This is a genomic window from Histidinibacterium lentulum, from assembly GCF_003789055.1.
GTDB lineage: Bacteria > Pseudomonadota > Alphaproteobacteria > Rhodobacterales > Rhodobacteraceae > Oceanicola > Oceanicola lentulus.
Map to the genome: position 1 here is coordinate 1 of NZ_ML119089.1, position 22,011 is coordinate 22,011.

Annotated in this window: 23 protein-coding genes; 14 read left to right on the forward strand and 9 right to left on the reverse strand. The window is 70.9% G+C overall.

Translation table 11 applies throughout. From position 1 onward, the window contains the following. The first annotated feature begins 15 nt into the window (after positions 1-15). The 5 genes from EAT49_RS21835 (at position 16) to EAT49_RS16025 (ending at position 2,583) form a co-directional block, all read left to right on the forward strand. Positions 16-129, forward strand: a complete 114-nt coding sequence (locus EAT49_RS21835) for a 2-oxo acid dehydrogenase subunit E2 (protein ID WP_425459536.1) — start codon at positions 16-18, stop codon at positions 127-129. A 328-nt stretch (positions 130-457) separates the two neighbouring features. Further along, entirely contained in the window at positions 458-793 is a 336-nt protein-coding gene (locus tag EAT49_RS16010; protein WP_123643312.1) for a TfoX/Sxy family DNA transformation protein, read from the forward strand. Positions 794-862: 69 nt separating this feature from the next. Then, entirely contained in the window at positions 863-1,033 is a 171-nt protein-coding gene (locus tag EAT49_RS16015) for a YqaE/Pmp3 family membrane protein (protein ID WP_123643313.1), read from the forward strand. Then, positions 1,033-1,431, forward strand: a complete 399-nt coding sequence (locus tag EAT49_RS16020) for a DUF4112 domain-containing protein (RefSeq protein ID WP_123643314.1) — start codon at positions 1,033-1,035, stop codon at positions 1,429-1,431. Before EAT49_RS16015 ends, EAT49_RS16020 begins: the two co-directional genes overlap by 1 nt. A gap of 108 nt (positions 1,432-1,539) precedes the next feature. Continuing rightward, a complete protein-coding gene (locus EAT49_RS16025) occupies positions 1,540-2,583 on the forward strand; it encodes a cytochrome-c peroxidase (protein ID WP_123643315.1) in 1,044 nt (347 codons plus the stop codon). Positions 2,584-3,003: 420 nt separating this feature from the next. Here EAT49_RS16025 and ndk read toward each other — a convergent pair whose 3' ends face one another. Together ndk and EAT49_RS16035 are read right to left on the reverse strand one after the other, a co-directional pair. Continuing rightward, entirely contained in the window at positions 3,004-3,426 is a 423-nt protein-coding gene (gene ndk / locus EAT49_RS16030) for a nucleoside-diphosphate kinase (RefSeq protein WP_123643316.1), read from the reverse strand. A gap of 118 nt (positions 3,427-3,544) precedes the next feature. Next, the gene (locus EAT49_RS16035; protein WP_123643317.1) at positions 3,545-4,021 is read right to left on the reverse strand and encodes a PRC-barrel domain-containing protein; all 477 of its coding nucleotides are present in this window, start codon (positions 4,019-4,021) and stop codon (positions 3,545-3,547) included. A 206-nt stretch (positions 4,022-4,227) separates the two neighbouring features. Here EAT49_RS16035 and EAT49_RS16040 point away from each other — a divergent pair, with 206 nt between their 5' ends. Genes EAT49_RS16040 through EAT49_RS16050 form a run of 3 tightly spaced genes read left to right on the forward strand, consistent with a single transcriptional unit; the run spans position 4,228 to position 7,371 of the window. After that, complete coding sequence (locus tag EAT49_RS16040; RefSeq protein ID WP_123643502.1) at positions 4,228-6,081, forward strand: ABC-F family ATP-binding cassette domain-containing protein; 1,854 nt, start codon at positions 4,228-4,230, stop codon at positions 6,079-6,081. 37 nt (positions 6,082-6,118) lie between these two features. Continuing rightward, a complete protein-coding gene (locus tag EAT49_RS16045) occupies positions 6,119-6,736 on the forward strand; it encodes a MarC family protein (protein WP_123643318.1) in 618 nt (205 codons plus the stop codon). Positions 6,737-6,792: 56 nt separating this feature from the next. Beyond that, complete coding sequence (locus EAT49_RS16050; RefSeq protein ID WP_123643319.1) at positions 6,793-7,371, forward strand: retropepsin-like aspartic protease family protein; 579 nt, start codon at positions 6,793-6,795, stop codon at positions 7,369-7,371. Between the two features lie 542 nt (positions 7,372-7,913). Here the strand turns inward: EAT49_RS16050 and EAT49_RS16055 are convergent. Next, positions 7,914-8,378, reverse strand: a complete 465-nt coding sequence (locus tag EAT49_RS16055; RefSeq protein WP_123643320.1) for a DNA polymerase III subunit chi — start codon at positions 8,376-8,378, stop codon at positions 7,914-7,916. Between the two features lie 4 nt (positions 8,379-8,382). Continuing rightward, positions 8,383-9,852, reverse strand: coding sequence for a leucyl aminopeptidase (locus tag EAT49_RS16060; protein ID WP_123643321.1), 1,470 nt, complete (start codon positions 9,850-9,852; stop codon positions 8,383-8,385). 245 nt (positions 9,853-10,097) lie between these two features. On the opposite strand from EAT49_RS16060, the gene lptF reads away from it, so the two are divergent. Genes lptF through rsmA form a run of 6 tightly spaced genes read left to right on the forward strand, consistent with a single transcriptional unit; the run spans position 10,098 to position 17,455 of the window. Then, entirely contained in the window at positions 10,098-11,228 is a 1,131-nt protein-coding gene (lptF, locus tag EAT49_RS16065; RefSeq protein ID WP_123643322.1) for an LPS export ABC transporter permease LptF, read from the forward strand. After that, the gene (lptG, locus tag EAT49_RS16070) at positions 11,225-12,325 is read left to right on the forward strand and encodes an LPS export ABC transporter permease LptG (RefSeq protein WP_123643503.1); all 1,101 of its coding nucleotides are present in this window, start codon (positions 11,225-11,227) and stop codon (positions 12,323-12,325) included. Before lptF ends, lptG begins: the two co-directional genes overlap by 4 nt. Further along, on the forward strand, positions 12,325-14,427 hold the full coding sequence (locus EAT49_RS16075) for an LPS-assembly protein LptD (RefSeq protein WP_185020792.1): 2,103 nt from the start codon (positions 12,325-12,327) through the stop codon (positions 14,425-14,427). The genes lptG and EAT49_RS16075 overlap by 1 nt, the downstream gene beginning before the upstream one ends. A gap of 30 nt (positions 14,428-14,457) precedes the next feature. Next, entirely contained in the window at positions 14,458-15,657 is a 1,200-nt protein-coding gene (locus EAT49_RS16080; RefSeq protein ID WP_246003887.1) for a peptidylprolyl isomerase, read from the forward strand. Further along, the gene (pdxA, locus tag EAT49_RS16085; RefSeq protein WP_123643324.1) at positions 15,654-16,616 is read left to right on the forward strand and encodes a 4-hydroxythreonine-4-phosphate dehydrogenase PdxA; all 963 of its coding nucleotides are present in this window, start codon (positions 15,654-15,656) and stop codon (positions 16,614-16,616) included. Before EAT49_RS16080 ends, pdxA begins: the two co-directional genes overlap by 4 nt. Continuing rightward, positions 16,616-17,455, forward strand: a complete 840-nt coding sequence (gene rsmA, locus EAT49_RS16090; RefSeq protein WP_123643325.1) for a 16S rRNA (adenine(1518)-N(6)/adenine(1519)-N(6))-dimethyltransferase RsmA — start codon at positions 16,616-16,618, stop codon at positions 17,453-17,455. The genes pdxA and rsmA overlap by 1 nt, the downstream gene beginning before the upstream one ends. 112 nt (positions 17,456-17,567) lie before the next feature. Here rsmA and EAT49_RS16095 read toward each other — a convergent pair whose 3' ends face one another. The 5 genes from EAT49_RS16095 to speB form a co-directional block, all read right to left on the reverse strand. Further along, positions 17,568-18,176, reverse strand: a complete 609-nt coding sequence (locus EAT49_RS16095; RefSeq protein WP_123643326.1) for a DUF4167 domain-containing protein — start codon at positions 18,174-18,176, stop codon at positions 17,568-17,570. Between the two features lie 214 nt (positions 18,177-18,390). Next, positions 18,391-19,254 carry a peptide chain release factor N(5)-glutamine methyltransferase gene (gene prmC, locus EAT49_RS16100; RefSeq protein WP_123643327.1) on the reverse strand — a complete coding sequence of 288 codons (864 nt, stop codon included), beginning with the start codon at positions 19,252-19,254 and terminating at the stop codon, positions 18,391-18,393. After that, entirely contained in the window at positions 19,251-20,306 is a 1,056-nt protein-coding gene (gene prfA / locus EAT49_RS16105; protein WP_123643328.1) for a peptide chain release factor 1, read from the reverse strand. The genes prmC and prfA overlap by 4 nt, the downstream gene beginning before the upstream one ends. Positions 20,307-20,318: 12 nt before the next feature. Next, positions 20,319-20,789: a DUF1499 domain-containing protein gene (locus tag EAT49_RS16110; RefSeq protein ID WP_123643329.1), complete on the reverse strand. Its 471-nt coding sequence runs from the start codon at positions 20,787-20,789 to the stop codon at positions 20,319-20,321. 30 nt (positions 20,790-20,819) lie between these two features. After that, entirely contained in the window at positions 20,820-21,788 is a 969-nt protein-coding gene (gene speB, locus EAT49_RS16115; protein WP_123643505.1) for an agmatinase, read from the reverse strand. Positions 21,789-22,011 lie beyond the last annotated feature (223 nt).

Consider the following 22,011-nt stretch of genomic DNA (forward strand, 5'->3'; position numbering starts at 1 on the left):
TGGGAACCCGCCCGAATGCTCCCCCTCTCCCTCTCCTACGACCACAGAGCCATCAACGGAGCCCTCGCCGCAAACCTCGCAACACACATCAAATCCCTCATCGAAAACCCAAAAGACATGATGCTGTAAGCGGAGACCCGCCCGCTCCGGGCCCATCTCGGCGCCCGGCCGCCCACCGCCGCCCGCAGCCGCTTTCCCGCGCCACAGTTTCGCCTTAATGACCGTCCATCCTGACCGGTACGGCTTCTCGAAGAAGGGCCACCTGGGCGGGAAAAGATCGCAGGACGCGAAAGGCAGACCGATGGCGACAGGCACCCAGACCCCGAGCAAGGGCAACGAGACCCAGCAGACGGCGCAAGGCGGCGGCAAGGACGGGACCCCCCAGAAACCCGTGTTCCGCGACTTCGCGAGCATCTGACCGCTTGCGGGACCGGCCGGGGCGGGACATCCTCCGGCCATGGCCCCCGTAAGCAGCATCCGCAATCTCGGCCCGGCGATGGAGGCCGCCTTCTCGGGCGCCGGCATCGACAGTGCCGAGACGCTCCGGTCCCTCGGTGCGGACAGCGCCTATGCGCGGCTGATCGAGAGCGGCCACAGGCCCCATTTCATGGCCTACCTCGCCCTGGTGACCGGCCTGCAGGGCCGCCCCCTGGGGGAATGCACCGGTGCCGAGAAGGCCGCGCTGCGGGCCCGGTTCGATGCGCTGCGCTCCGCGGGCCCCCATCCCGGCACCGCCTTCGAGCGCCACCTCGACGCGCTCGGCGTCCGCCCGCCCCGGCGACCCTCCGTCTGATCCCCAGCGCGGGGAACGCCCGTCCGCCTTCGTCGTTGGGTCGCCAACCGACACGAAAGGACGAACGCCATGGATCTCATCCGCATCATCGCCGCCGTCATCCTGCCGCCACTCGGCGTGTTCCTGCAGGAAGGCCTCGGAAAGCACTTCTGGCTCAACATCCTGCTCACGATTCTCGGCTACATCCCGGGCATCGTTCACGCAGTCTGGATCATCGCCCGGAACCCGAGGGCCGCGTGATGCCCGACCCCCGGGAGGCCGAACTCGAGCGTCTCGACCGGCTGGCGCACCGGATGGACGCGGCCTTCCGCGTCCCGGGTACCCGGCTGCGAATCGGGGCGGATTCGATCATCGGACTGGTGCCGGGAATCGGCGACGTGCTGGCTCTCGCACCGGGGGCGTGGATCATCTGGAAAGCCCGCCAGATGGGCGCTCCCCCGGCCCTTCAGGCCCGCATGATCGCGAATTCGGCCGTCGACACGGTGATCGGATCGATTCCCCTGCTGGGCGACATCTTCGACGTCGGGTGGAAGTCGAACCTGCGCAACATGCGACTGCTGCGCGACCATTTCGGGATCCGGAGCGAAACCCCGCCGGACATCCGCGACCAGGGTCCCGAACTCACCCGCACCGGCTGAGCGCCGCGACGGAAGGGCAGGTCCGGGCCCGGCATTTGACGGAGGTCAAGGCGGACGGGTCCAGGGCCATGGCATCACGGCGCCGTGTACACAACCATGGAGACCGTGATGATCCGTACGATCTGGACCGCGACGGCCGTGGCCCTCGTCGCCACTGCCGCCGCAGCGCAGGACGACGCCGCGCTGCGTGAAGAGGCCCTGTCGTGGTTCGAGCCGATTCCCCTGAATCCGCCCGATCTGCCCGACAACCTCGTGACGCGCGACCGCGTCGATCTGGGCGCGATGCTCTTCTTCGACCCCCGCATGTCGGCCTCCGGGCTGTTCTCGTGCCAGACCTGTCACAACGTCGGCCTCGGCGGCGACGACGGGCTTCCGGTCTCGATCGGCCACGGCTGGCAGCGCGGCCCGCGCAACGCGCCCACCGCCTTCAACGCGGTGTTCAACTCCGCCCAGTTCTGGGACGGCCGCGCGGCCGATCTCGCGGAACAGGCGATGGGTCCCGTTCAGGCCGGCGTGGAAATGAACAACACGCCCGACAACGTCATCGCCACGCTGATGTCGATGCCCGAATATGTCGAGGCCTTCGAGACCGCCTTTCCGGGCGAGGAGAACCCCGTCACCTTCGAGAACTTCGCCAGGGCGATCGAAAGCTTCGAGGCCACGCTGATCACGCCGAACTCGCGGTTCGACCAGTGGCTCAACGGGTCGGACGGCGCGCTGACGGATGTCGAGAAGGCCGGTCTGAACGCCTTCATCGAGGAGGGCTGCGCCTCGTGCCACAACGGGATCAACCTCGGCGGGCAGGACTACTATCCCTTCGGCCTGATCGAGCGTCCCGGGGCCGACATCCTGCCGCCGGGCGACCGCGGCCGCTACGAGGTGACGAAGACCGTCTCCGACGAATACGTCTTCCGCGCCTCGCCGCTGCGCAACATCGGCCTGACCGCCCCCTACTTCCACTCGGGCGCGGTCTGGTCGTTGGAAGAGGCGGTGGCGATCATGGGGTCCGCCCAGCTCGGCATCGACCTGACCGAGACCCAGGTGCAGGAAATCACGGCCTTCCTCGAGACGCTCGAGGGTGAGCAGCCCGAGGTCGTCCACCCGGTGCTGCCGAGGCGCACCGAGACGACGCCGCTTCCGTCGGACTTCTGACCGGTCCCGCAAGGACGGACGGCCCCCGGTGATCCGGGGGCCGTTCCTCATCTCCCGCGGCCACAGCCCTCCCGCTCTTCCTGCGGAGAGCTGACACCTGCAGGGCCGGACCCGAAGCCGCAGCGCCGGCAGACCTTTAAGAGTCGCGGCTCGACATCCTGCAAGACCCGTCCACGCCCCCCGCTCCCTCGCATGGCGAACGGCGCGCCGGACCATGTCCGACGCGGTGCCGCGGCGACGAGAGGCCGGCGCAATCCAGAGCTCCGGAACGCAGGCATGAACCCGGACATCCCGGCCGAGGGTCACGACACCGACGCGCTTCCCGCTCTCGATGGCACGGTCTCGGCGCCCTGACCCCCCTTCAACGACAAAAGGCCCCCGGTCTCCCGGGGGCCCCATCCGTCGCAAATCGACCCGGCGTCAGCCGACCAGCTCGAGCCCCGAGAAGAAATAGGCGATCTCCTCGGCCGCCGCCTCGGGCGAATCCGAGCCGTGGACCGAGTTCTCGCCCACGGACTGCGCGAACTCTGCGCGGATCGTGCCGGGGGCCGCATCGGCGGGGTTGGTCGCGCCCATCACTTCGCGGTTCTTCATGATGGCGCCCTCGCCCTCGAGAACCTGCACGACCACGGGGCCCGAGGCCATGAACTCGGTCAGCTCGCCGAAGAACGGCCGCTCCTTGTGCACGGCGTAGAAGGTGCCCGCCTGCCCGACCGTCAGAAGGATGCGCTTCTGCGCCACGATGCGCAGACCCGCCTCCTCGAACTTGGCGTTGATCTTGCCGGTCAGGTTGCGGGCGGTGGCGTCGGGCTTGATGATCGACAGGGTGCGTTCGATGGCCATGAGCGGTCCTCTTGCAGGTGCAGAAATCGCGGGCCTGCTAGCATGGACCCTTGGCCGTGGAAAGCGCGAAGGCGGCCCCCGAGGGGACCGCCCGTCCCGGTTCCGATCGTCCGGAGGCTCAGAACGTGCTGCCGGTGGTGCCGGTCCCCATCCCGCCTGTGCCGCCGGTCGTTCCTGTGCCGGTCCCGGTGCCCATGTCGGGCTGGGGCTCGTACTCGCGGTCCCGGAAGACATAGGCCTCTGCGGCCTCCGCCTCGTCGCGCGTCAGGTCGAGCTCGATGACGTTCGCGTCATAGTCAATCTGCAGCTCGTCCCAGTCGAGGGCGATGGACTTCGAACCGATCCCGAGGAACCCGCCGACCGAGACGATGGCAGCGTTCACGGCGCCGTCCTCCTCGTCGAGGATCAGGTCCTCGATAGACCCGATCCGCTCCCCTTCCAGCGAATAGACCCGGCTGCCCAGAACCCAGTCGACGCGAAGCTCGCTGCCACCCTGTTCCGGGACGATGACCTCCTCGGCATCCTGCGCCAGCCCGGGGGAGGCTGCTGCAAGGCTGCCGGCGGCGACAAGGGATGCGATGATGCGCTTGGACATGATGTTTCTCCTTTTTCTGGTCCAGCCCGGCGCTGCGGCACCGGGACCTCTGTGGACCAAACGGCCGTTCCCTGGCTCCGGTTCTCGCCCCGGACCGGGCTGCGCGGGCTCATGCCGGTCCGTCGCCTCCGCAGCGGCACCTTTCCGCCGCCGCCGCTGCTGACGCACGGATTGACAATCCCCGCCCCTTGGCTCAGCCCCCCGCCATGCTGCGCATCGACACCATCTCCTATTCCGTCGAGGGCCGCCCCCTGATCGAGGGCGCCTCCGCGACGATCCCCACCGGCCACAAGGTCGGCGTCGTGGGCCGCAACGGCACCGGCAAGACCACCCTCTTCCGCCTCATCCGCGGCGAGCTCGCGCTCGAGGGCGGCGACATCCATCTGCCCAAGGGCGCCCGCATCGGCGGCGTGGCCCAGGAGGTTCCCGCAAGCAAGACCTCCCTCCTCGACACCGTCCTCGCCGCAGACACCGAGCGCGCGGCGCTGATGGCCGAGAAGAGCGACGACGCCCACCGCATCGCCGAGATCCAGACGCGGCTCGCCGACATCGACGCGTGGTCCGCCGAGGCCCGCGCCGCCACGATCCTCAAGGGCCTCGGCTTCACCGATGCCGAGCAGGCCATGCCCTGCCGCGCCTTCTCCGGCGGCTGGCGCATGCGCGTGGCGCTGGCCGCCGTGCTCTTCTCCGAGCCTGACCTGCTCCTCCTCGACGAGCCCACCAACTACCTCGACCTCGAGGGCGCCGTCTGGCTCGAAAGCTACCTTGGCAGATACCCCCATACCGTGCTGGTGATCTCCCACGACCGGGACCTGCTCAATCGCGCCGTGGGCGGCATCCTCCATCTCGAGGACCGCAAGCTGACCTACTACGCCACGCCCTACGACGCCTTCGCCGCCACCCGCGCCGAACGCCTGCGCGTAGCCGAGTCGGAAAACCGCAAGGCCGAGGCCCGCGTCGCCCATCTGCAAAGCTTCGTCGACCGCTTCCGCGCCAAGGCCTCCAAGGCAAAGCAGGCGCAATCCCGGCTCAAGATGATCGAGAAGATCACCCTGACCGCGACCCCCCAGGAGGCGGCCCTCCGCGCCTTCAGCTTCCCCGAACCCGAAGAGCTCTCTCCCCCCATCATCGACATGGAAGGCGTCTCGGTCGGTTACGAGGGCCGGGCGGTGCTGGAAAAGCTCACGCTCCGCATCGACCAGGACGACCGCATCGCGCTCCTCGGGCGCAACGGCGAGGGCAAGTCGACCCTCTCGAAACTCCTCGCCGACCGCCTGCCGCCCATGTCGGGCAAACTCCGCCGCGCGAACAAGCTGCGCATCGGCTATTTCGCCCAGCACCAGATCGAGGATCTCTACCCCGAGGAGACCCCCATCGAGCATGTCCGCCGCCGCCGCCCCGACGAAGGGCCCGCACGGCTGCGCGCCCGCCTCTCGGGCTTCGGCCTCCAGGCCGCCCAGGCCGAGACCCCCGCCGCGCGCCTCTCGGGCGGACAGAAGGCGCGGCTCTCGCTGCTCCTCGCCACCATCGACTCGCCGCACCTGCTGATCCTCGACGAGCCCACCAACCACCTCGACATCGAAAGCCGCGAGGCGCTGGTGGAGGCGCTCACCGCCTACACCGGCGCGGTGATCCTCGTCAGCCACGACATGCACCTCCTGAGCCTCGTGGCCGACCGGCTCTGGCTGGTGAAGGGCGGTCGCGTGGCGCCCTACGAGGAGGATCTCGACGCCTACCGCCGCTCGCTCCTGGTCTCCGAAACCCCCAAGTCCCAGCGCGCGAACGCCGCCCCCGCCCGGCCCGCGGCCCGCCCCGGCCGCGAGCGCCTGCAGGAGCTGCGCTCCGAGGCCCGCAAATGCGAGGCCCGCGTGCGCAAGATCGAGGAGATGCGCGACAAGCTCAGCCGCAAGCTCGCCGATCCCGAGCTCTACGAGGACGCCCGCGCGGGCGAGCTGGCCACCTGGAACCGGAAATACGCAGAGATCATGGAGGGTCTCGACCGCGCCGAGACGCTCTGGATGGCCGCCCTCGAGAAGCTCGAGGCGGCCGAGACGCCATGATCCCGACCCGCCGCCCCCGCCGCGGCCCTGCGGCCCCATGAGCACGGCGGAGCTTCTCGCCGCCTTCACCGCGCTCTTCGTGGTGATCGACCCCATCGGCCTCACGCCGATCTTCGTGGCGCTCACCCGCGGCATGCCCGACCGGGACCGCCGTCTCCTCGGCCTGCGCGCCACGCTGATCGCCGCGCTCCTGCTGCTCCTCTTCGCGGTCTTCGGCGAGGCGCTCCTCGGCGCCGTGGGCATCGGCATGCCCGCCTTTCGCATCGCGGGCGGGGTTCTGCTGTTCCTGACCGCTCTCGACATGCTCTTCGAGCGCCGCCGCGCCCGGCGCGAGGACACCGCCGAGGAGGACCCCTCCGACGATCCCTCGGTCTTCCCGCTCGCGATCCCTCTCATCGCCGGTCCCGGCGCGATCGCGACGATCATCCTGCTCGCGGGCCGCGCCGAGGGCCCCGCCGAGTTCGCCTCCGTCCTCGGCGTGACCGCCGCGGTCCTCGCCATCGTGCTCCTGCTGTTTCTCGCGGCCGGCCCCATCGAGCGCGCCCTCGGCAAGACAGGCGTCAACGTGGTGACCCGGCTTCTGGGGATGCTGCTCGCCGCGCTGTCGGTCCAGTTCATCCTCGACGGCCTGCGCGATTTCGGCCTCGCGGGCTGACCGCCGCTGCGTCCGGGCAGTGGACAAGCCCCCGGGCCACCCCCATATCCTGCCGCATGACCGGAACCGATTACGGCCAGCTCGCCTATCTCGTCCTGCTGCTCTGCGCGGTGGGCGGCTTCGTTCTGGTGCAGAACCGCCGGAACGTGGGCCGGATGGCGAAGCAGGCCGCGGTCTGGGCGCTGATCTTTGCAGCCGTCGCCGGTCTCGTGGGCTTCGGCAACGACCTGGGGCGCGAACTGCAGACCCGGCAGGCGGTGATCGCCGAAGGGACGGTCGAGGTGCCGCGCGGCCGGGACGGCCATTACCACCTGACCCTGACGATCAACGGCGCGCCCGTCGACTTCATCGTGGACACGGGGGCGACCGACATGGTTCTCAGCCTCGCGGACGCCCGCGCCGTGGGCATCGACCCCGACCGGCTGATCTTCTCGGGTCGCGCGCTGACGGCCAACGGCGAGGTCGGAACGGCCCCGGTCCGTCTCGACGAGGTCGCCCTCGGCCCCATCGTGGACCGCAACGTCCGCGCCGTGGTGAACGAGGGAGAGCTCTTCGGCTCCCTCCTCGGCATGGGCTACCTCCAGCGCTTCGACCGGATCTCCATCGAGAACGACCGCCTCCTGCTGGAACGCTGACCCGCCCCCCGCCTACCCCGGCCCGCACCGCGCCCGACCCCGCACCGGACATCCCCCGCCCAAGCTGCCACCGCCGCCCTACCGCGCGCCCCTTCCCCTCCTCATCTGGCCGAAAATACCTCTCGGGGGGACGTCGCCCGCGCAACGCGCTGGCGACGGGGGGGCAGACAGCCCCCCGCCCGGCCGCCACCGGGTCCTGCGCCCGGATCCGGGAGGCCGCGGCAGAAAGGCCTGCCCCGGGCGGATGCCACGCCGTCCGCCAGCCCCGGCGCCCGCGCTGCCGACTTCCCGTCCGGCGCAGCCTCCCCCGTCCCGGCGCGCGCCGCCCCCTCCCCGCGCGCCTCTTTCCCCTCATCTGGCCGGAAATACCTCTCGGGGGGACGCCGGACGCGCCCCGCGCGTCCGGCGGGGGGGCAGACAGCCCCCCGCCCCCGCCGCCGCCGGGCGCCACGATCCGAAGGCCGCACCGGCCCGGAGCGGCAATGTCAGGAATAGTCAAGCAAATTCAATATACTGCGGGGCGTTTCATCGTGTAACGCCCCTCAGCCGCCGCGCTCCGCCCTCTTTTCCCAGCGCCCGCCCTCCTGGCTCCAGTACTGCGCGGCGCAGCCCGCCTCCACCAGACGCGCCCACTGCCCCCGCGCGACCTGCACCGCCGCGGGATCGCCCCCGTCGAAGAGAATGCAGACCCGCTCCAGCGCCGCCACCTCGCCGGGCGCCACCTCCGCGCCCTCCACCGCCATCACGCAGACCGCGCCGTTCGACGCGGCCTCGCCCGCCGTCAGCAGCACCGGCTGGCGCGCATCCTCCGTGCCACCCGCGCGCCCGTGGGGCAGGAAACCCTCCTCCGGCCAGAGCCAGAGCTGCGCGTCGAGCCGGTCCATCGCCGCCGCCGTCCGTCCCCGCACCTCGCAGGCCCAGCCCGCCGCCAGCGCCTTCTCAAGGAGCACCGGCAGCGTCCGCTCCAGCGGATCGCGGGTCAGGTGATAGAAATAGGCCGCGCCCACGACCTCACGCCTCGTAGCGGTCCGCCACGAGCCGGTTGAGCGCCATCACCCCCCAGCCCGTCGCTCCTGGCGGCGAGAGCGGCCCCGCATCGTCCCGCGAGGCGACCCCCGCGATGTCCAGATGCACCCAGGGCGTGCCCTCCTTCACGAAGCGCTGCAGGAACTGCGCCGCGGTGATCGACCCGGCCCAGCGCCCGCCCACGTTCTTCATGTCCGCGATCCGGCTCTTCAGCAGCCTGTCGTAGGCCGGCGCCAGCGGCATCCGCCAGGCGCCCTCGCCCTCCGCCGCGGCGGCCTTCAGGAAGGCCTCGGCCAGTCCGTCGTCATTGGCGAAGACCCCCGCCTTCTCGTGGCCCAGCGCCACCAGCATCGCGCCGGTCAGCGTCGCCAGATCGACGATCCCCGCCGGCCGGTAGGTCTCCTGCGCATACCAGAGCACATCCGCAAGCACGAGCCGCCCCTCGGCATCGGTATTGATGATCTCCACCGTGTCGCCCTTCATCGAGCGCACCACGTCGCCGGGCCGCGTCGCCCGGTCGGACGGCATGTTCTCCACGAGCCCCACGAGGCCCACGACATTGGCCCGCGCCTTGCGCAGCGCCAGCGTGCGCATCACGCCCGCCACGACGCCCGCGCCGCCCATGTCCATGGTCATCGCCTCCATGCCCGCCGCCGGCTTCAGCGAGATGCCGCCCGTGTCGAACACGACGCCCTTGCCCACCAGCGCGAGCGGGGAGGCCTCCCCGCCGCCCTTCCATTCCATGACCACCACCTTCGAGGGGCTGGCCGAACCATGTCCCACCGAGAGCAGAAGCCGCATCCCGAGCGTCGCAAGCTCCTCCTCATCGAGGATCGTCACCTCGAGTCCCAGCTCCTGCATCGCGGCGAGCCGCGCCGCGAAATCGTCGGTGGTCAGCACGTTCGCGGGCTCGTTCACCAGATCCCGGGTGAAGAACACACCCTCCGCGACCGCCGCCTGGTCCCCCGCCTCCCGCGCGACCGCCTCGGGATTGGTCACCATGACGGAGATCTGCGCGGGGTCGGCTGGCGCATCGCCGGTCTTGTGCACGTCAAATCCGTAGCCGCGCAGCACCAGACCGAAGGCGATCTCGCCCGCCGCCTTGTGCGCTCCCGCCACCAGCAGGAGCGGGTCCTTGCCGCGCATCCGCGCCAGCGCGGCGCCTGCCGCCCGCGCCGCCTCCACGCCCGGTTTCCGGCCGAGCTTCAGCACAAGGATGCCCCGCGCGGCCAGGCCGCCGGGCCAGCCGATCTCCAGCGCCTCGCCCGGTTTCAGCTTGCCGAAGGCATCGCTGGCAGCGGCCCGTGCCACGGCCTGCCGGGAGGCCGCGTTGACGCGCCGCGCGCCCGCGTCGAGCCGCCCGTCCTCGTCCACGATCACCGCGAGACGGCCGCTCCAGGCGGCGATGCTGGGGCTGTCCATCTCGATGAAACGCAAGGGCGCGGGGGCTGTCATGGGCGGGCTCCTCTGTCGACGACGGCAGAGGTAGCCTGCCCCCGGGGGGATGACCAGTTCCCCTTCGGCTCCTCACGGGCCGGACCGGCGCGCGCCCGACGCAACGCGGACCGTCCGATGGCCGGGCGGGCGGGTGCCGCCGCAGGCGCAGTCGACCGCCCGGTTCACCGCCCTGTCGCGCGGCCCGGCCTTGCCGTGCCGGTCTCCCCGGGGATAGATGGACCACGTCTGCGCATGGGGGGCCCTTGGGCCGGTTCGACCGATACCTATTCCGGCAACTGATGACGCTGTTCGGCTTCTTCAGCCTCGTGCTGATCCTGCTCTACTGGGTCAACAGCGCCGTGGGACTCTTCGACGAGCTGATCGGCGACGGCCAGTCGGCGCTGGTGTTTCTCGAATTCTCCGCCCTCTCCCTGCCCGGCATCATCCGCTTCGTCGTGCCGCTCTCGGCCTTCGTGGCGGCGCTCTACGTCACCAACCGTCTCAGCCGCGAGAGCGAGCTCGTCGTGGTCCAGGCCACCGGCTTCTCGGCCTGGCGGCTGGCTCGGGCGGTCGGCGCCTTCGGCCTCGTTGTCATGCTGCTCATGGCCAGCCTGACCCATGTGCTCTATCCGGCCGCCCAGGCGAAGCTGTCGGAGCGCGAGGACGAGATCGCGCGAAACGTGACCGCGCGGCTGCTCAATCCGGGCGAGTTCCTGACACCTGCCGAGGGCGTGACCGTCTACATCCGCGAGATCGACGAGACCGGAGCCCTGCGCGACCTCTTCCTCGCCGACACCCGCGATCCGGACTCGCAGGTGATCTATACCGCGGCGACCGCCTATCTCGTGCGCACGGACCGCGGCCCGCAACTCGTGATGATCGACGGGCTGGCCCAGACGCTCCGAACCTCGGACCAGCGGCTCTTCACCACGCGCTTCAGTGACTTCACCTACGATCTGGCGCGTCTGATCCGGTTCGACGGCGGCGGGCGACTGCGCCGCGGGCATCTCCCGAGCTGGCATCTCGTGGCGCCGGACGCAGCCCTGCTCGAGGCGACCGGCGACAGCGCCGAGCGGTTCCGGACCGAACTCCATGAGCGGACCAACCGCGCGGGCATGGCGCTCGTGGCGGCCCTTCTCGGGTTCTCCGCCCTTCTCGTGGGTCCGTTCAGCCGCTTCGGCGTGGGCCGGCAGGTGGTGCTGGCCGTGGTCCTCATCGTCATCGTCAACTCGGTCGACGCCCTCGCCGACCGCCTGCTTTCCATGAGTCCGGGCGCCTGGCCCGCGGCCTATCTGCCCACGGCGACGGGCCTTGGGCTCTCCGCGCTGTTCCTGACGCTGGCGACCCATCCCGAGTGGGGTCCATGGCGCTGGCGGCGGAGGGCCACGGCATGACCCTTCACTGGTATTTCGCGCGGCGGACGGCGGCCTCCTTCGGGGTCGTCGGCGGGCTCTTCTTCATCCTCATCAGCCTCGCCGACCTGATCGAGCAGGCCCGCCGCCATGGCGACGAAGGCGCGGGTCTGCGCGAGGTCGTGAGCCTCACGCTCTTCAACGCGCCGGGATCGCTCTACGAACTGCTGCCGCTTTTGGTGATCCTGTCGGCCATCGCGTTGTTTCTCGGGCTCGCGCGATCCTCCGAGATGGTGGTGACCCGGGCCGCAGGCCGCTCCGCGCTTCGCGCACTGCTGGCGCCCGCAGCCGTCGTCCTCGTGATCGGGCTTCTCGCGCTCGCCGTCCTCAACCCTCTCGTCGCCGCCACCCAGACCGAGTACGAGGACCGGGCCTCTGCGCTCGACGACCGCGGCGCAAGCGTGATCGCAGTGGATGCGAGCGGGCTCTGGCTGCGGCAGGACGGTCCCGGCGACGGCCAGACCGTGATCCGCGCCGCGCGCGCCAGCGGCGACGCCACCCGACTCTCGGGCGTGACCTTCGTCACCTTTTCCCCCTCGGGCCGTCCCACGAGCCGCATCGACGCCCGCGCCGCGGAACTCGTCCCTGGCGCCTGGAGGCTCCATGATGCCAAGACCTGGCCGCTCGGAGAGGCGGCCGTGCCCGAAGCCGCCGCGACCGAGCAGGAGATCCTCGACCTGCCGTCGAGGCTCACCCCGGAGGAGATTCGCGACAGTTTCGGCGCCCCCGCGCTGATCCCGATCTGGGACCTGCCGCGCTTCATCGACCGGCTCCAGGCCGCGGGGTTCTCCACGACGCGCCACCAGATGCATTTCCAGTCCGAGCTGGCGATGCCGATGTTCCTGCTGGCGCTCGTCGCGATCTGCGCCGTCTTCACCCTGCGCCAGTCGCGGGGCAGCCGCACCGGCCTTCTCGTGCTGACGGCGATCGGCGCCTGCTTCCTGCTCTACTTCCTGCGCAACTTCGCGCTCGTCCTCGGCGAGACCGGCCAGATCCCTGTCTGGCTCGCCGCCTGGGCGCCACCCCTTGCGGGGGCGGCGCTGGCCCTGGGCGGCCTCCTGCACCTGGAAGACGGATGATGCGCCGCCTCGCCCTTGCGCTTCTCTTCTGCCTCGCCGCCACGGCGGGGGCGGCGCAGGGCGTGGCGCAGCTCGTGGCCGACAGCGTCACCGTCGAGGAGGACGGCCGCCTGGTCGCGCGGGGTAACGTCGAGGCCTTCTACGAGGGTACACGCCTCTCCGCGACCGAGATCGCCTACGACGAGGACGCGGACCGTCTGACCATCCTGGGGCCGATCCTGATCCGCACCGAGGACGGCACGATCTTCACCGCAGAGCGCGCGGAGCTCGATCCGCAGTTCGAGAACGGCCTTCTGCGCGGGGCGCGTCTGGTGCTCGAGGACCGGCTGCAACTCGCCGCCGCGCGCATCGACCGGCGGGACGGGACGGTCACCCAACTCACGCGCACCGCCGCGACCTCCTGCCGGGTCTGCGGCGACCGTCCCCCCCTGTGGGAAATCCGCGCCACCCGCGTGATCCGCGACGAGACGGCCGAACGGCTCTATTTCGAGAACGCCACCCTGCGCATCGGCGGCCTGCCCGTGGCCTACATCCCCCGGATGCGCCTTCCCGAACCCGGCGTGACGCGCGCCACGGGTCTTCTCGTGCCCAGCATCCGCAGGACCGACAGGCTGGGAACCGGCGTGCGCATCCCCTATTTCATCACCTTCGGACCGTCCCGGGATCTCACCCTGACACCCTATCTGTCGCCCAACACGGCGACGCTGGAATTCGCCTATCGTCAGGCCTTCCTGCGCGGCGATCTCCGGATCGAGGGCGCCCTGACCGACGATACGATCTCCCCCCAGAGCGAGCGCGGCTACCTCTTCGCCGATGCCGATTTCGTCTTCGAAGGCGGCTGGCAGCTCGAGGCGGAAATCCGCGCGACATCCGACAAGGCCTATCTCGTGGACTACGGCTTCTCCGGCGCTGACCGGCTCGACAGCTTCGCCGAGCTGCGCCGGATCGAGGCGGACGAGCGGCTCTCCTTCGGCGTCTCCGTGGTCGAGAGCCTGCGTGAGGGCGACGTCAACGCCGAGCAGCCCTCGATCCTGCCGCGGGCCCGGTACGAGCGCATTCTCCGTCTTCCGCGTCTGCCCGGCCGCTTTACCTTCGGGGCGAGCGCCGATGCCGCGATCCGCGAGTCCCCCGCCGACGCCCGGGGCCGCGACACGGGCCGGCTCGGCGTCAACGCCGACCTGACGCTGACGCCCGTGCTGCCGGGTGGCCTCCTCGCCACGGTCTCCGCCGGGATCGTCGCCGATGCCTACCGGATCGAGGACGACCGCCGCTTCGACACCAGCGCCACACAGGGCACGCCCTACCTCGCCGCCGATCTGCGCTGGCCTCTCGTGCGCAGCGGCGCGAACGGCGTGATCCAGGTGCTGGAACCGGTCGTGGCGCTGTCCTGGTCGGAAACCTACGGCCCGGCCGTTCCGAACGAGGACAGTCAGGTGGTGGAACTCGATGAGGTCAATCTCTTCGGCCTCTCGCGTTTTCCCGGGGAGGACGCGCGCGAGGACGGCCTGCGCGGCGCCGTGGGCCTGACCTGGGGGATCGAGGTGCCCGATCGTCTTTCCGGACGGCTGACCTTCGGCCGGCTCTACAGGGCCGAGCGCGATCCCCGGCTCTCGCCGGGCACCGGGCTCGACGGACTGCAATCCGATATCCTGCTGCGCGCGGGGCTGGAGCTGGAGACCGGCCTCGCCTTCGACATCCGGATGCTCGTCGATCCGGACTTCGAGTTCAGCCGGAGCGAAGCCCGGCTTTCCTGGGAGAATGCCCGCACGGCGCTCGCCGCCACCTATACCGAGCTGAGCAAGGCGCCGGGAGAGAACCGCGACGCGGCCGTCGCCGAATGGGCCGTCGATGCGGCCTACCGCGCCACTCCTTCCTGGACCATCCTCGGAGAGGCCCGCTATGATCTCGTGGCCGAAGAACCCATCGAAGGGACTTTCGGGCTGCGCTACCAGAACGAATGCATCACGGTCGGACTTTCGGTCTCGCGCCGCTTCACCTCCTCCACTACCCTTGAGCCGGAGACCGACTACGGGATAAGCGTGTCGCTCGACGGCTTCGCCGCGGACGACGGCTTCGCACCTGCGCCGCGGGCCTGTCGCTAGACCGGACCGCCGCAGGACGAGACGAGAAGGATGACGACCAGAATGCTGCCCAAGCGCCTAATCGCCGCCCTCCTGGGGCTCTGGATCGCCACGGGTTCCACCGCCGTCGCGCAGTCCTCGTTTAACCCCGCGATCATGGTCAACGAGGATGCGATCACCTTCTACGAGATCGACCAGCGCATCCGCCTGCTGGAGCTGTTCAACACGCCGGGCGACCTGCCCTCGCTCGCCCGCGAGCAGCTGATCGACGACCGACTGCGCAGCCAGGAGCTGCGCCGCGCCCGCCTTTCCCTCAGCGAGGAGGCCCTCGCCCGGGAGCTCGAGGCCTTCGCCGGTCGCGCCGATCTGCCCTATGACCAGTTTCTTGGCGTGCTCGCCCAGAACGGCATCGCCGAGGAGACGCTGCGCGATTTCGTCGAGATCGGGGTGAGCTGGCGCGACTTCGTGCGCAGCCGATACACCTCCCGCTCCGCGGTGAACGAGCGCGACATCGACCTCGAGATCGCCAACCTCGGCGGCGGCGGCAGCCGGATCGAGGTGTTGCTGAACGAGATCATCATCGCCGCCCCGCCGCCCCGCGCCGCCCAAGCCGCCGCCGCGGCCGAGCGGATCAGCCGCCTGACCACCATCGGCGCCTTCCAGGCCGCCGCGCGCGAGGTCTCGGCCCTGCCGTCCCGCGAACGGGGGGGTGCGCTCGACTGGGCGCCGATCGACAACTACCCGCCGCAGATCGGGACGCTGCTCCTCGCCCTCTCTCCCGGCGAGGTGACCCAGCCCTTGCCCATCCCGAACGGCATCGCGCTCTTCCAGCTGCGTGCCGTCCGCGAGGTGGCGGTGCCGCGCGCGGCGCCCGCGCTCATCGACTACGCCGTCCTGACCGTGGCGGGCGGGCCGGCCGAAGCGCAGGCCGTCGCCGCCCGCGCCGACACCTGCGACGATCTTTACGGTATCGTCCCCCCCGCATCGGTCGCCCGCGCCGAGACCGCGCCCGGCCAGATCCCCGGTGACATCGCCCTGCGACTCGCGCCGCTCGACCCCGGAGAGATCGCCTTCGACACTGCCCCGGGCGGCACGCGCCTCGTGATGCTCTGCAGCCGCACTCCCGAGGTCGAGGGCGGCATCGACCGCGAGGCGATCGAGAGCCGCCTGCGCTCCCAGCGTCTCTCCGGCTTCTCTGACCAGCTTCTGGCGCGGCTTCAGGCCCAGGCGACGATCCGCCGCTTCGAATGACCCTCGTCCTGACCTGCGGCGAGCCCGCGGGGATCGGTCCCGAACTCGCCGCCGCCGCCTGGGCGGCGCTCCGCGCTGAACGCGCCTTTCTCTGGATCGGCGATCCCGCGCACCTGCCGTCGGGCACGCCCTGGCGCAAGGCCACCCCGGAGACCGCGGCGGCCGTCATGCCCGAGGCCCTGCCGGTCCTGCCCCGCGACTTCGGCGCGCCTCGCCTTCCCGGTCAGCCCCAGGAGATGCACGCGCGCCATGTGGTGGACGCCATCGCGGAGGCCGTGGCGCTGGTGCAGGCGGGCCGCGCCACGGCGCTCTGTACCCTGCCGATCCACAAGGAAGCCCTGATGATCGGCGCGGACTTCACTTATCCGGGCCATACAGAATACCTCGCGGCCCTTGCCGGAACGGATCGCGCGGTGATGATGCTGGCCTGCGACGCGCTGAAGGTCGTGCCCGCGACGATCCACATTCCCGTGGCCGAGGTCCCCCGCGCCCTCACCGCCCGCCTGCTGACGGACACGATTCTCATCACCCATGCCGCGCTGATCCGCGATTTCGGCATCCCCCGGCCGCGCATCGCCGTGGCTGGCCTCAACCCCCATGCGGGCGAAGGCGGCAAGATCGGGCGCGAGGAACAGGACCTGATGATCCCCACCCTCGACGCCCTGCGGGCCGAGGGGCTCGACATCCGCGGGCCGCTCTCGGCCGATACGATGTTCCACCCCGAGGCCCGCGCGCGCTACGATGCCGCCGTCTGCGCCTATCACGACCAGGCGCTGATCCCGATCAAGACCATCGATTTCTCGGGCGGCGTGAACGTCACGCTGGGTCTGCCCTTCGTGCGCACCTCGCCCGACCACGGCACGGCCTTTGACATCGCGGGAAAGGGCCTCGCCGATCCCACCTCGACCCTCGCCGCGCTCCGGCTCGCCGCGCACATGGCGGCGGCGCGGGCGGGCTGATGGCGCGCATCGACGATCTGCCGCCCCTGCGCGAGGTGATCGCGCGGCACGGCCTCTCGGCCCGCAAGTCCCTTGGGCAGAACTTCCTTCTCGACCTGAACCTGACGGCAAAGATCGCCCGCGCCGCAGGGGATCTGACGCAAGCCGACGTTCTCGAGATCGGCCCCGGCCCCGGCGGGCTGACCCGCGGCCTTCTCGCCTCCGGGGCGCGGCACGTCGTGGCGGTGGAGAAGGACGCGCGCTGCCTGCCGGCCCTCCACGAGATCGCCGAGGCCGCGCCCGGCCGGCTCACGGTGATAGAGGGCGACGCGCTCTCCGTCGATCTGGCCGGGCACCTGACGCCCCCGGTGAAGATCGCCGCGAACCTGCCCTACAACATCGGCACGGAACTGCTGGTGCGCTGGCTGACCCCGCCCGACTGGCCGCCGTTCTGGGACAGCCTCACGCTCATGTTCCAGCGCGAGGTGGCCGAGCGCATCGTGGCCCGGCCCGGGGAGAAACACTGGGGCCGCCTCGCGATCCTCGCGCAATGGCGCTGCGAGGCGCGGATCGTGCTCGACCTGCCGCCCCAGGCCTTCACGCCGCCGCCCAAGGTCTCGTCGAGCGTGGTGCACCTGACCGCCCTGCCCGCGCCGCGCTATCCGGCCGATCCCGCCATCCTGTCGCGCGTGGTGGCGGCGGGCTTCAACCAGCGCCGCAAGATGCTGCGGGCAAGCCTGCGCGGCATCGCCCCCGATATCGAGGATCACCTGGCCGAAGCGGGTATCGACCCGACAGACCGCGCCGAACGGATCGACCTCGACCGTTTCTGCGCCCTGGCGCGAAGTCTCGCGCGCTGAGAGCGCTCAAGAGGCAGTCACGGGGATGCGCCGACAGGCTCCGGATGTCACCGAACAGCCGGGATCGGCCCATGCCGCTCCTCCCCCCTTCCTGCGGAGGGACGCCGGCCGGCTATTCCGCAGCCTGTTTCTGTGAACCGCCGTCGCCGGGCGCGCCGTCGGCGCCGTCCTCGGCCTTGGGCTTCTTCGCACGGGACCGCCGGGGCTTCTTCGCCGGCTGCTCGCCCTGCGGCTCGTCTGACCGCTCCGCGGCTTCGGGCCGCTCGCGCGCCTCGCCCCGCGTCTCGGGCGTCTCCACGAGAGTGCTGTCGCCGCTGTCGCCCTCGCCCGTCTCCAGGCTCGACGGATCGGCCGCAGCGCGCTCCTGGGCCTTCAGGCGCTCCGCCCGCTCGCGGTCCCGCTCGGCCTGCCGGTCGCGATCGGCCTGCCGCTCGCGGTTCTGCTGGTCCTGCTGCTCGCGCTGCCTGTCGATCTCGCGCATCGCCTCGGCCAGCATCCGCGTGTAGTGCTCGGCGTGCTGGGCATAGTTCTCGGCATCGACCCGGTCCCCCGCCAGCGCCGCGTCGCGGTGCAGCTGGTTGTACTTGTCGATGATCTGCTGTGGCGTTCCGCGCACCTTTCCATCGGGACCGGAGCTGTCGAAGACCCGATTGACGATGTTTCCGCCCGTAGGCCGGTTGCGGTTCTTGTTCCCGCGCGAGCGCGATTTGGATGATCTCATGAACTGTCCGTTCCGCCTTGAAGTCTGTCTGCAGGACGCTGCCGCGTGTCACGCAGCTAATCGAAGCGTCCGGGCTGTGTACGGCAACCTGATCGGGGGTGGCCGACTGGCCAGCTTCCCGCGATAAACTCGACTAAACACGGCTGGGCGGGGCATTCAAGCCTATTCTGCCCCGCCAGGGCCCGTCTCCTGCTCCCTGCGCCGCTTTTACGACCTAGCGTCGCGCCACGACAACGCGGTCGCGGCCATCAAGGTCCGTCACGACATGCACGGGGCCAAGCCCTGCCGACGTCATCAGCTCCGTGACCGCCGCCCCCTGCCCGGAGCCGATCTCCACGATGAGCCGTCCTCCGGGCCGAAGCCGCCCCGGCGCCCCCTCCACGATGACGCGATAGGCGTCGAGCCCATGCACGCCCCCCACGAGCGCCCCGCGCGGCTCGAACCTCCGCACCTCGGGCTCAAGCCTCTCCCACTCCGCCTCGGTCACGTAGGGGGGGTTCGAGACGATCAGATCGAACTGCGGCGCGTCCCTTCCGAAGGCCTCCGAGAGGGGCGCGAACCACGACCCCTGAAGCAGCACCGCGCGATCCTCGAGGCCCATCGCATTGCGGTTCCACCATGCCACTTCGTAAGCCGCCGGGCTCACTTCAACCCCCGTGCCCAGCACGCGCCGCCCCATCCCCTCCATTTCCGCGATCAGGGTCAGCAGGATGCAGCCAGATCCCGTGCCGAGATCGAGCACGTCCGCAAAGGGCTCCGCCAGAGCAGTCTCGATCAGCGTCTCCGTCTCCGGCCTCGGGTCGAGCACATCGCCCGTCACGAGGAACTCCCGCCCGTAGAAGGCGCGCCGCCCGGTCAGCTGCGACAGCGGCACCCGCTCCGCCCGCCGCGCGACGAGCGCCTCGAATCCCGCCTCGGCCTCCGCCGCCAGGCCCTCGCCCAGCATCAGCGTCAGCCGGTCCGGCGGCACCTTCATCGCATGGGCCAGAAGCCGCCGCGCATCCCGCCCCGGATCGGGGACGCCCGCCTCCGCCAGCTTCCGCGTGGCGCGCACCAGCGCGTCCCGGGCCAGGCTCACCCCTCCATCTCCGCCAGCTGCCGCGCCTGGGTCTCGGAAATCAGCGCGTCGATCACCTCGTCGAGATCACCGCCCATGATCTCCCCCAGCCGGTAGAGCGTGAGTCCGATCCGGTGGTCCGTCAGGCGCCCTTGCGGGAAGTTGTAGGTCCGGATCCGCTCCGACCGGTCACCGGACCCCACCTGCGCCTTCCGCGCCGCGGCCCGATCGTCCGAGGCCTTCTGCCGCTCGAGATCGAAGAGCCGCGTCTTCAGCACCTGCATCGCGATCTCGCGGTTCCGGTGCTGGGATTTCTCCGAACTCGTCACCACGATCCCCGTGGGCAGATGGGTGATCCGGACCGCCGAGTCGGTGGTGTTCACATGCTGCCCGCCCGCCCCCGAGGCGCGCATCGTGTCGATGCGGATGTCCTGCGGCGCGATGGCGACGTCCACGTCCTCGGCCTCGGGCAGCACCGCCACCGTCGCCGCCGAGGTATGGATGCGCCCGCCCGATTCCGTCTCGGGCACCCGCTGCACCCGGTGCACACCCGACTCGAACTTGAGCCTAGCGAACACGCCGTCCCCGGCGATCCGCACCACGGCCTCCTTCACCCCGCCCAGCTCCGTCGCGCTTTCCTCCAGGACCTCGAAGCGCCAGCCCCGCCGCTCGGCATAGCGCGCGTACATACGCAGAAGATCCCCCGCGAACAGCGCCGCCTCCTCGCCCCCCGTGCCCGGCCGGATCTCGATCAGCGCGGGCCGCGCATCGGCACTGTCCCGCGGCAGCAGCGCGAGGCGCACCGCGGCCTCGGCCTCGGGCAGGGCCTCCTCGATCCGCGCGATCTCCTCCCGGGCAAGGTCCCGCATCTCGGCATCGCCCAGCATCGCCTCGGCTTCCGCCCGACCCTCCATGAGCTCCCGCCAGCGGGCAATGGTCTCCACCACCGGCTTCAGCTCGGAATACTCCCGCGCGAGCGCGACCATCGCGGCGCCCGCTGCGCCTTCGGCCATGCGCGCCTCGAGGTAGTCGAACCGGGCGGTGATCTGCTCGAGCGTGTCTCTGGGGATCATCCGCGTCCTGTCTCAGGTGCCGGAGGAGGGGTCAAGCCGCTCCGCGACCTGGCGGCTCCAGTCCTCCACCCGCGCCCGGTTCACGCCCATGTCCGAGCTGCCGAACCGCAGCCGCGCCAGCACCGTCAGCCGCGTGCCGCCCTCGGCCGGCGTCGCGGCGACGGTGGTGTAGTCGGGAAACCCCCAGAGCCGCGAGCGCGTCACATAGGTGATCCGCCCCTCCGCCGCGCTGCCCGCCAGCCGCGCCGTCCGCGGGGTGTCCGCCGCCACGGCCTCCACCGCCTCGAGCACCGCCCGGGGCGGCGCCGCGAAGACCGGCCCCTCGGCATCGGCCGGCGCCTCCCCGGCCTTCCAGCCCCCGGCGCCCGGAGGCCCGGCCCGCACCGGATCGACATGCCAGGCCGCCGCATCTGACGGCGCGAGCCGCACCCAGGCTGCAAGACCCAGCACCGTCAGAACCCCAAGAGCGACCACAAGACGCATGACCCGTCCCTTCCCGACAGGACGAGAAGACTAGCGCGTTTCCCGCCGGGGCCACAGGGCGAGGCAGCAAAGTTCCGTCGCCACATGGGCCCCCGCCACCGCCGTGATGCCCCCGCTGTCGAAGGGCGGCGAGACCTCGACGACATCCCCGCCCTTCAGATCGAGCCCCGCGAGATCGCGCAGGATCGCCGCGGCCTGCCAGCTCGCGAGGCCGCCCCAGACCGGCGTGCCCGTGCCCGGCGCGAAGGCGGGATCGAGCGCGTCGATGTCGAAGCTGACATAACAGGGCCGCCCGCGCACGATCTCGGTGATCCGCGCCGCGGTCCAGTCCGGCCCCCGCTCGTGGACCTGCCGCGCGCCGATCTGCCGGACGTCCCGCGTGTCGGGCGTCACGGTGCGGATGCCCACCTGCACGGAGCTCGCCCCGTCGATCACGCCCGCGTCCAGCGCCTTGCCCACGAAGGTGCCGTGATCCACCCGGGCGGGGTCCCGGTCCTCCCAGAGGTCGGTATGGGCATCGAACTGCACCAGCGACAGTGGGCCATGCCGCGCGGCCAGCGCGCGCAGCACCGGCAAGGTCACCGAATGGTCCCCACCCAGGATCACCGGGATCACCCCCGCCGCCACGATCGCCGCCACATGGGCCTCGATCAGCCCCGGCGTCTCGCCCATGCGCGCGTAGTCCAGCGCCATGTCCCCGTAATCGACGATGGCGAAGTCCTCGAGCGGCGAAAACTCCCATCCCCAGGGCGGATCGCCCGCCTGCAGCGCCGAGGCCTCGCGGATCGCCCGCGGCCCGAACCGCGCGCCGGGCCGGTTCGTCACTGCCTGGTCGAAGGGGATTCCGGTCACCGCCAGATCGACGCCCGCGAGGTCCTTCGTGTAGCGCCGCCGCAGGAACGAGGGCGCCCCGGCGAAGGGGTTCTCGAACGACAGTCCTTTCAGCCCCTCGCGGACGAAGGCGCCGTCCACATCGCGTTTCGCATCCTCGAGCGCCAAACCGGCCTCCCCGTCATCCGGCGCCCCGCGCTTCGAACGCACCACGCCCCATTCTCATCTGGCCCGAAATACTCACCTTGCCCGGCCCTCCACAAGGGCCGCACCCGGAGATGGATCGCCGTCGCCCCCCGCCCCACCCGCCGAACACCGCGCCCTCGTCGTCTCGCCCCGCAAACTCGCCTTGCCCTGCCCTCCCCGGGGCCCGCCGCACGGGGCAGTTTGC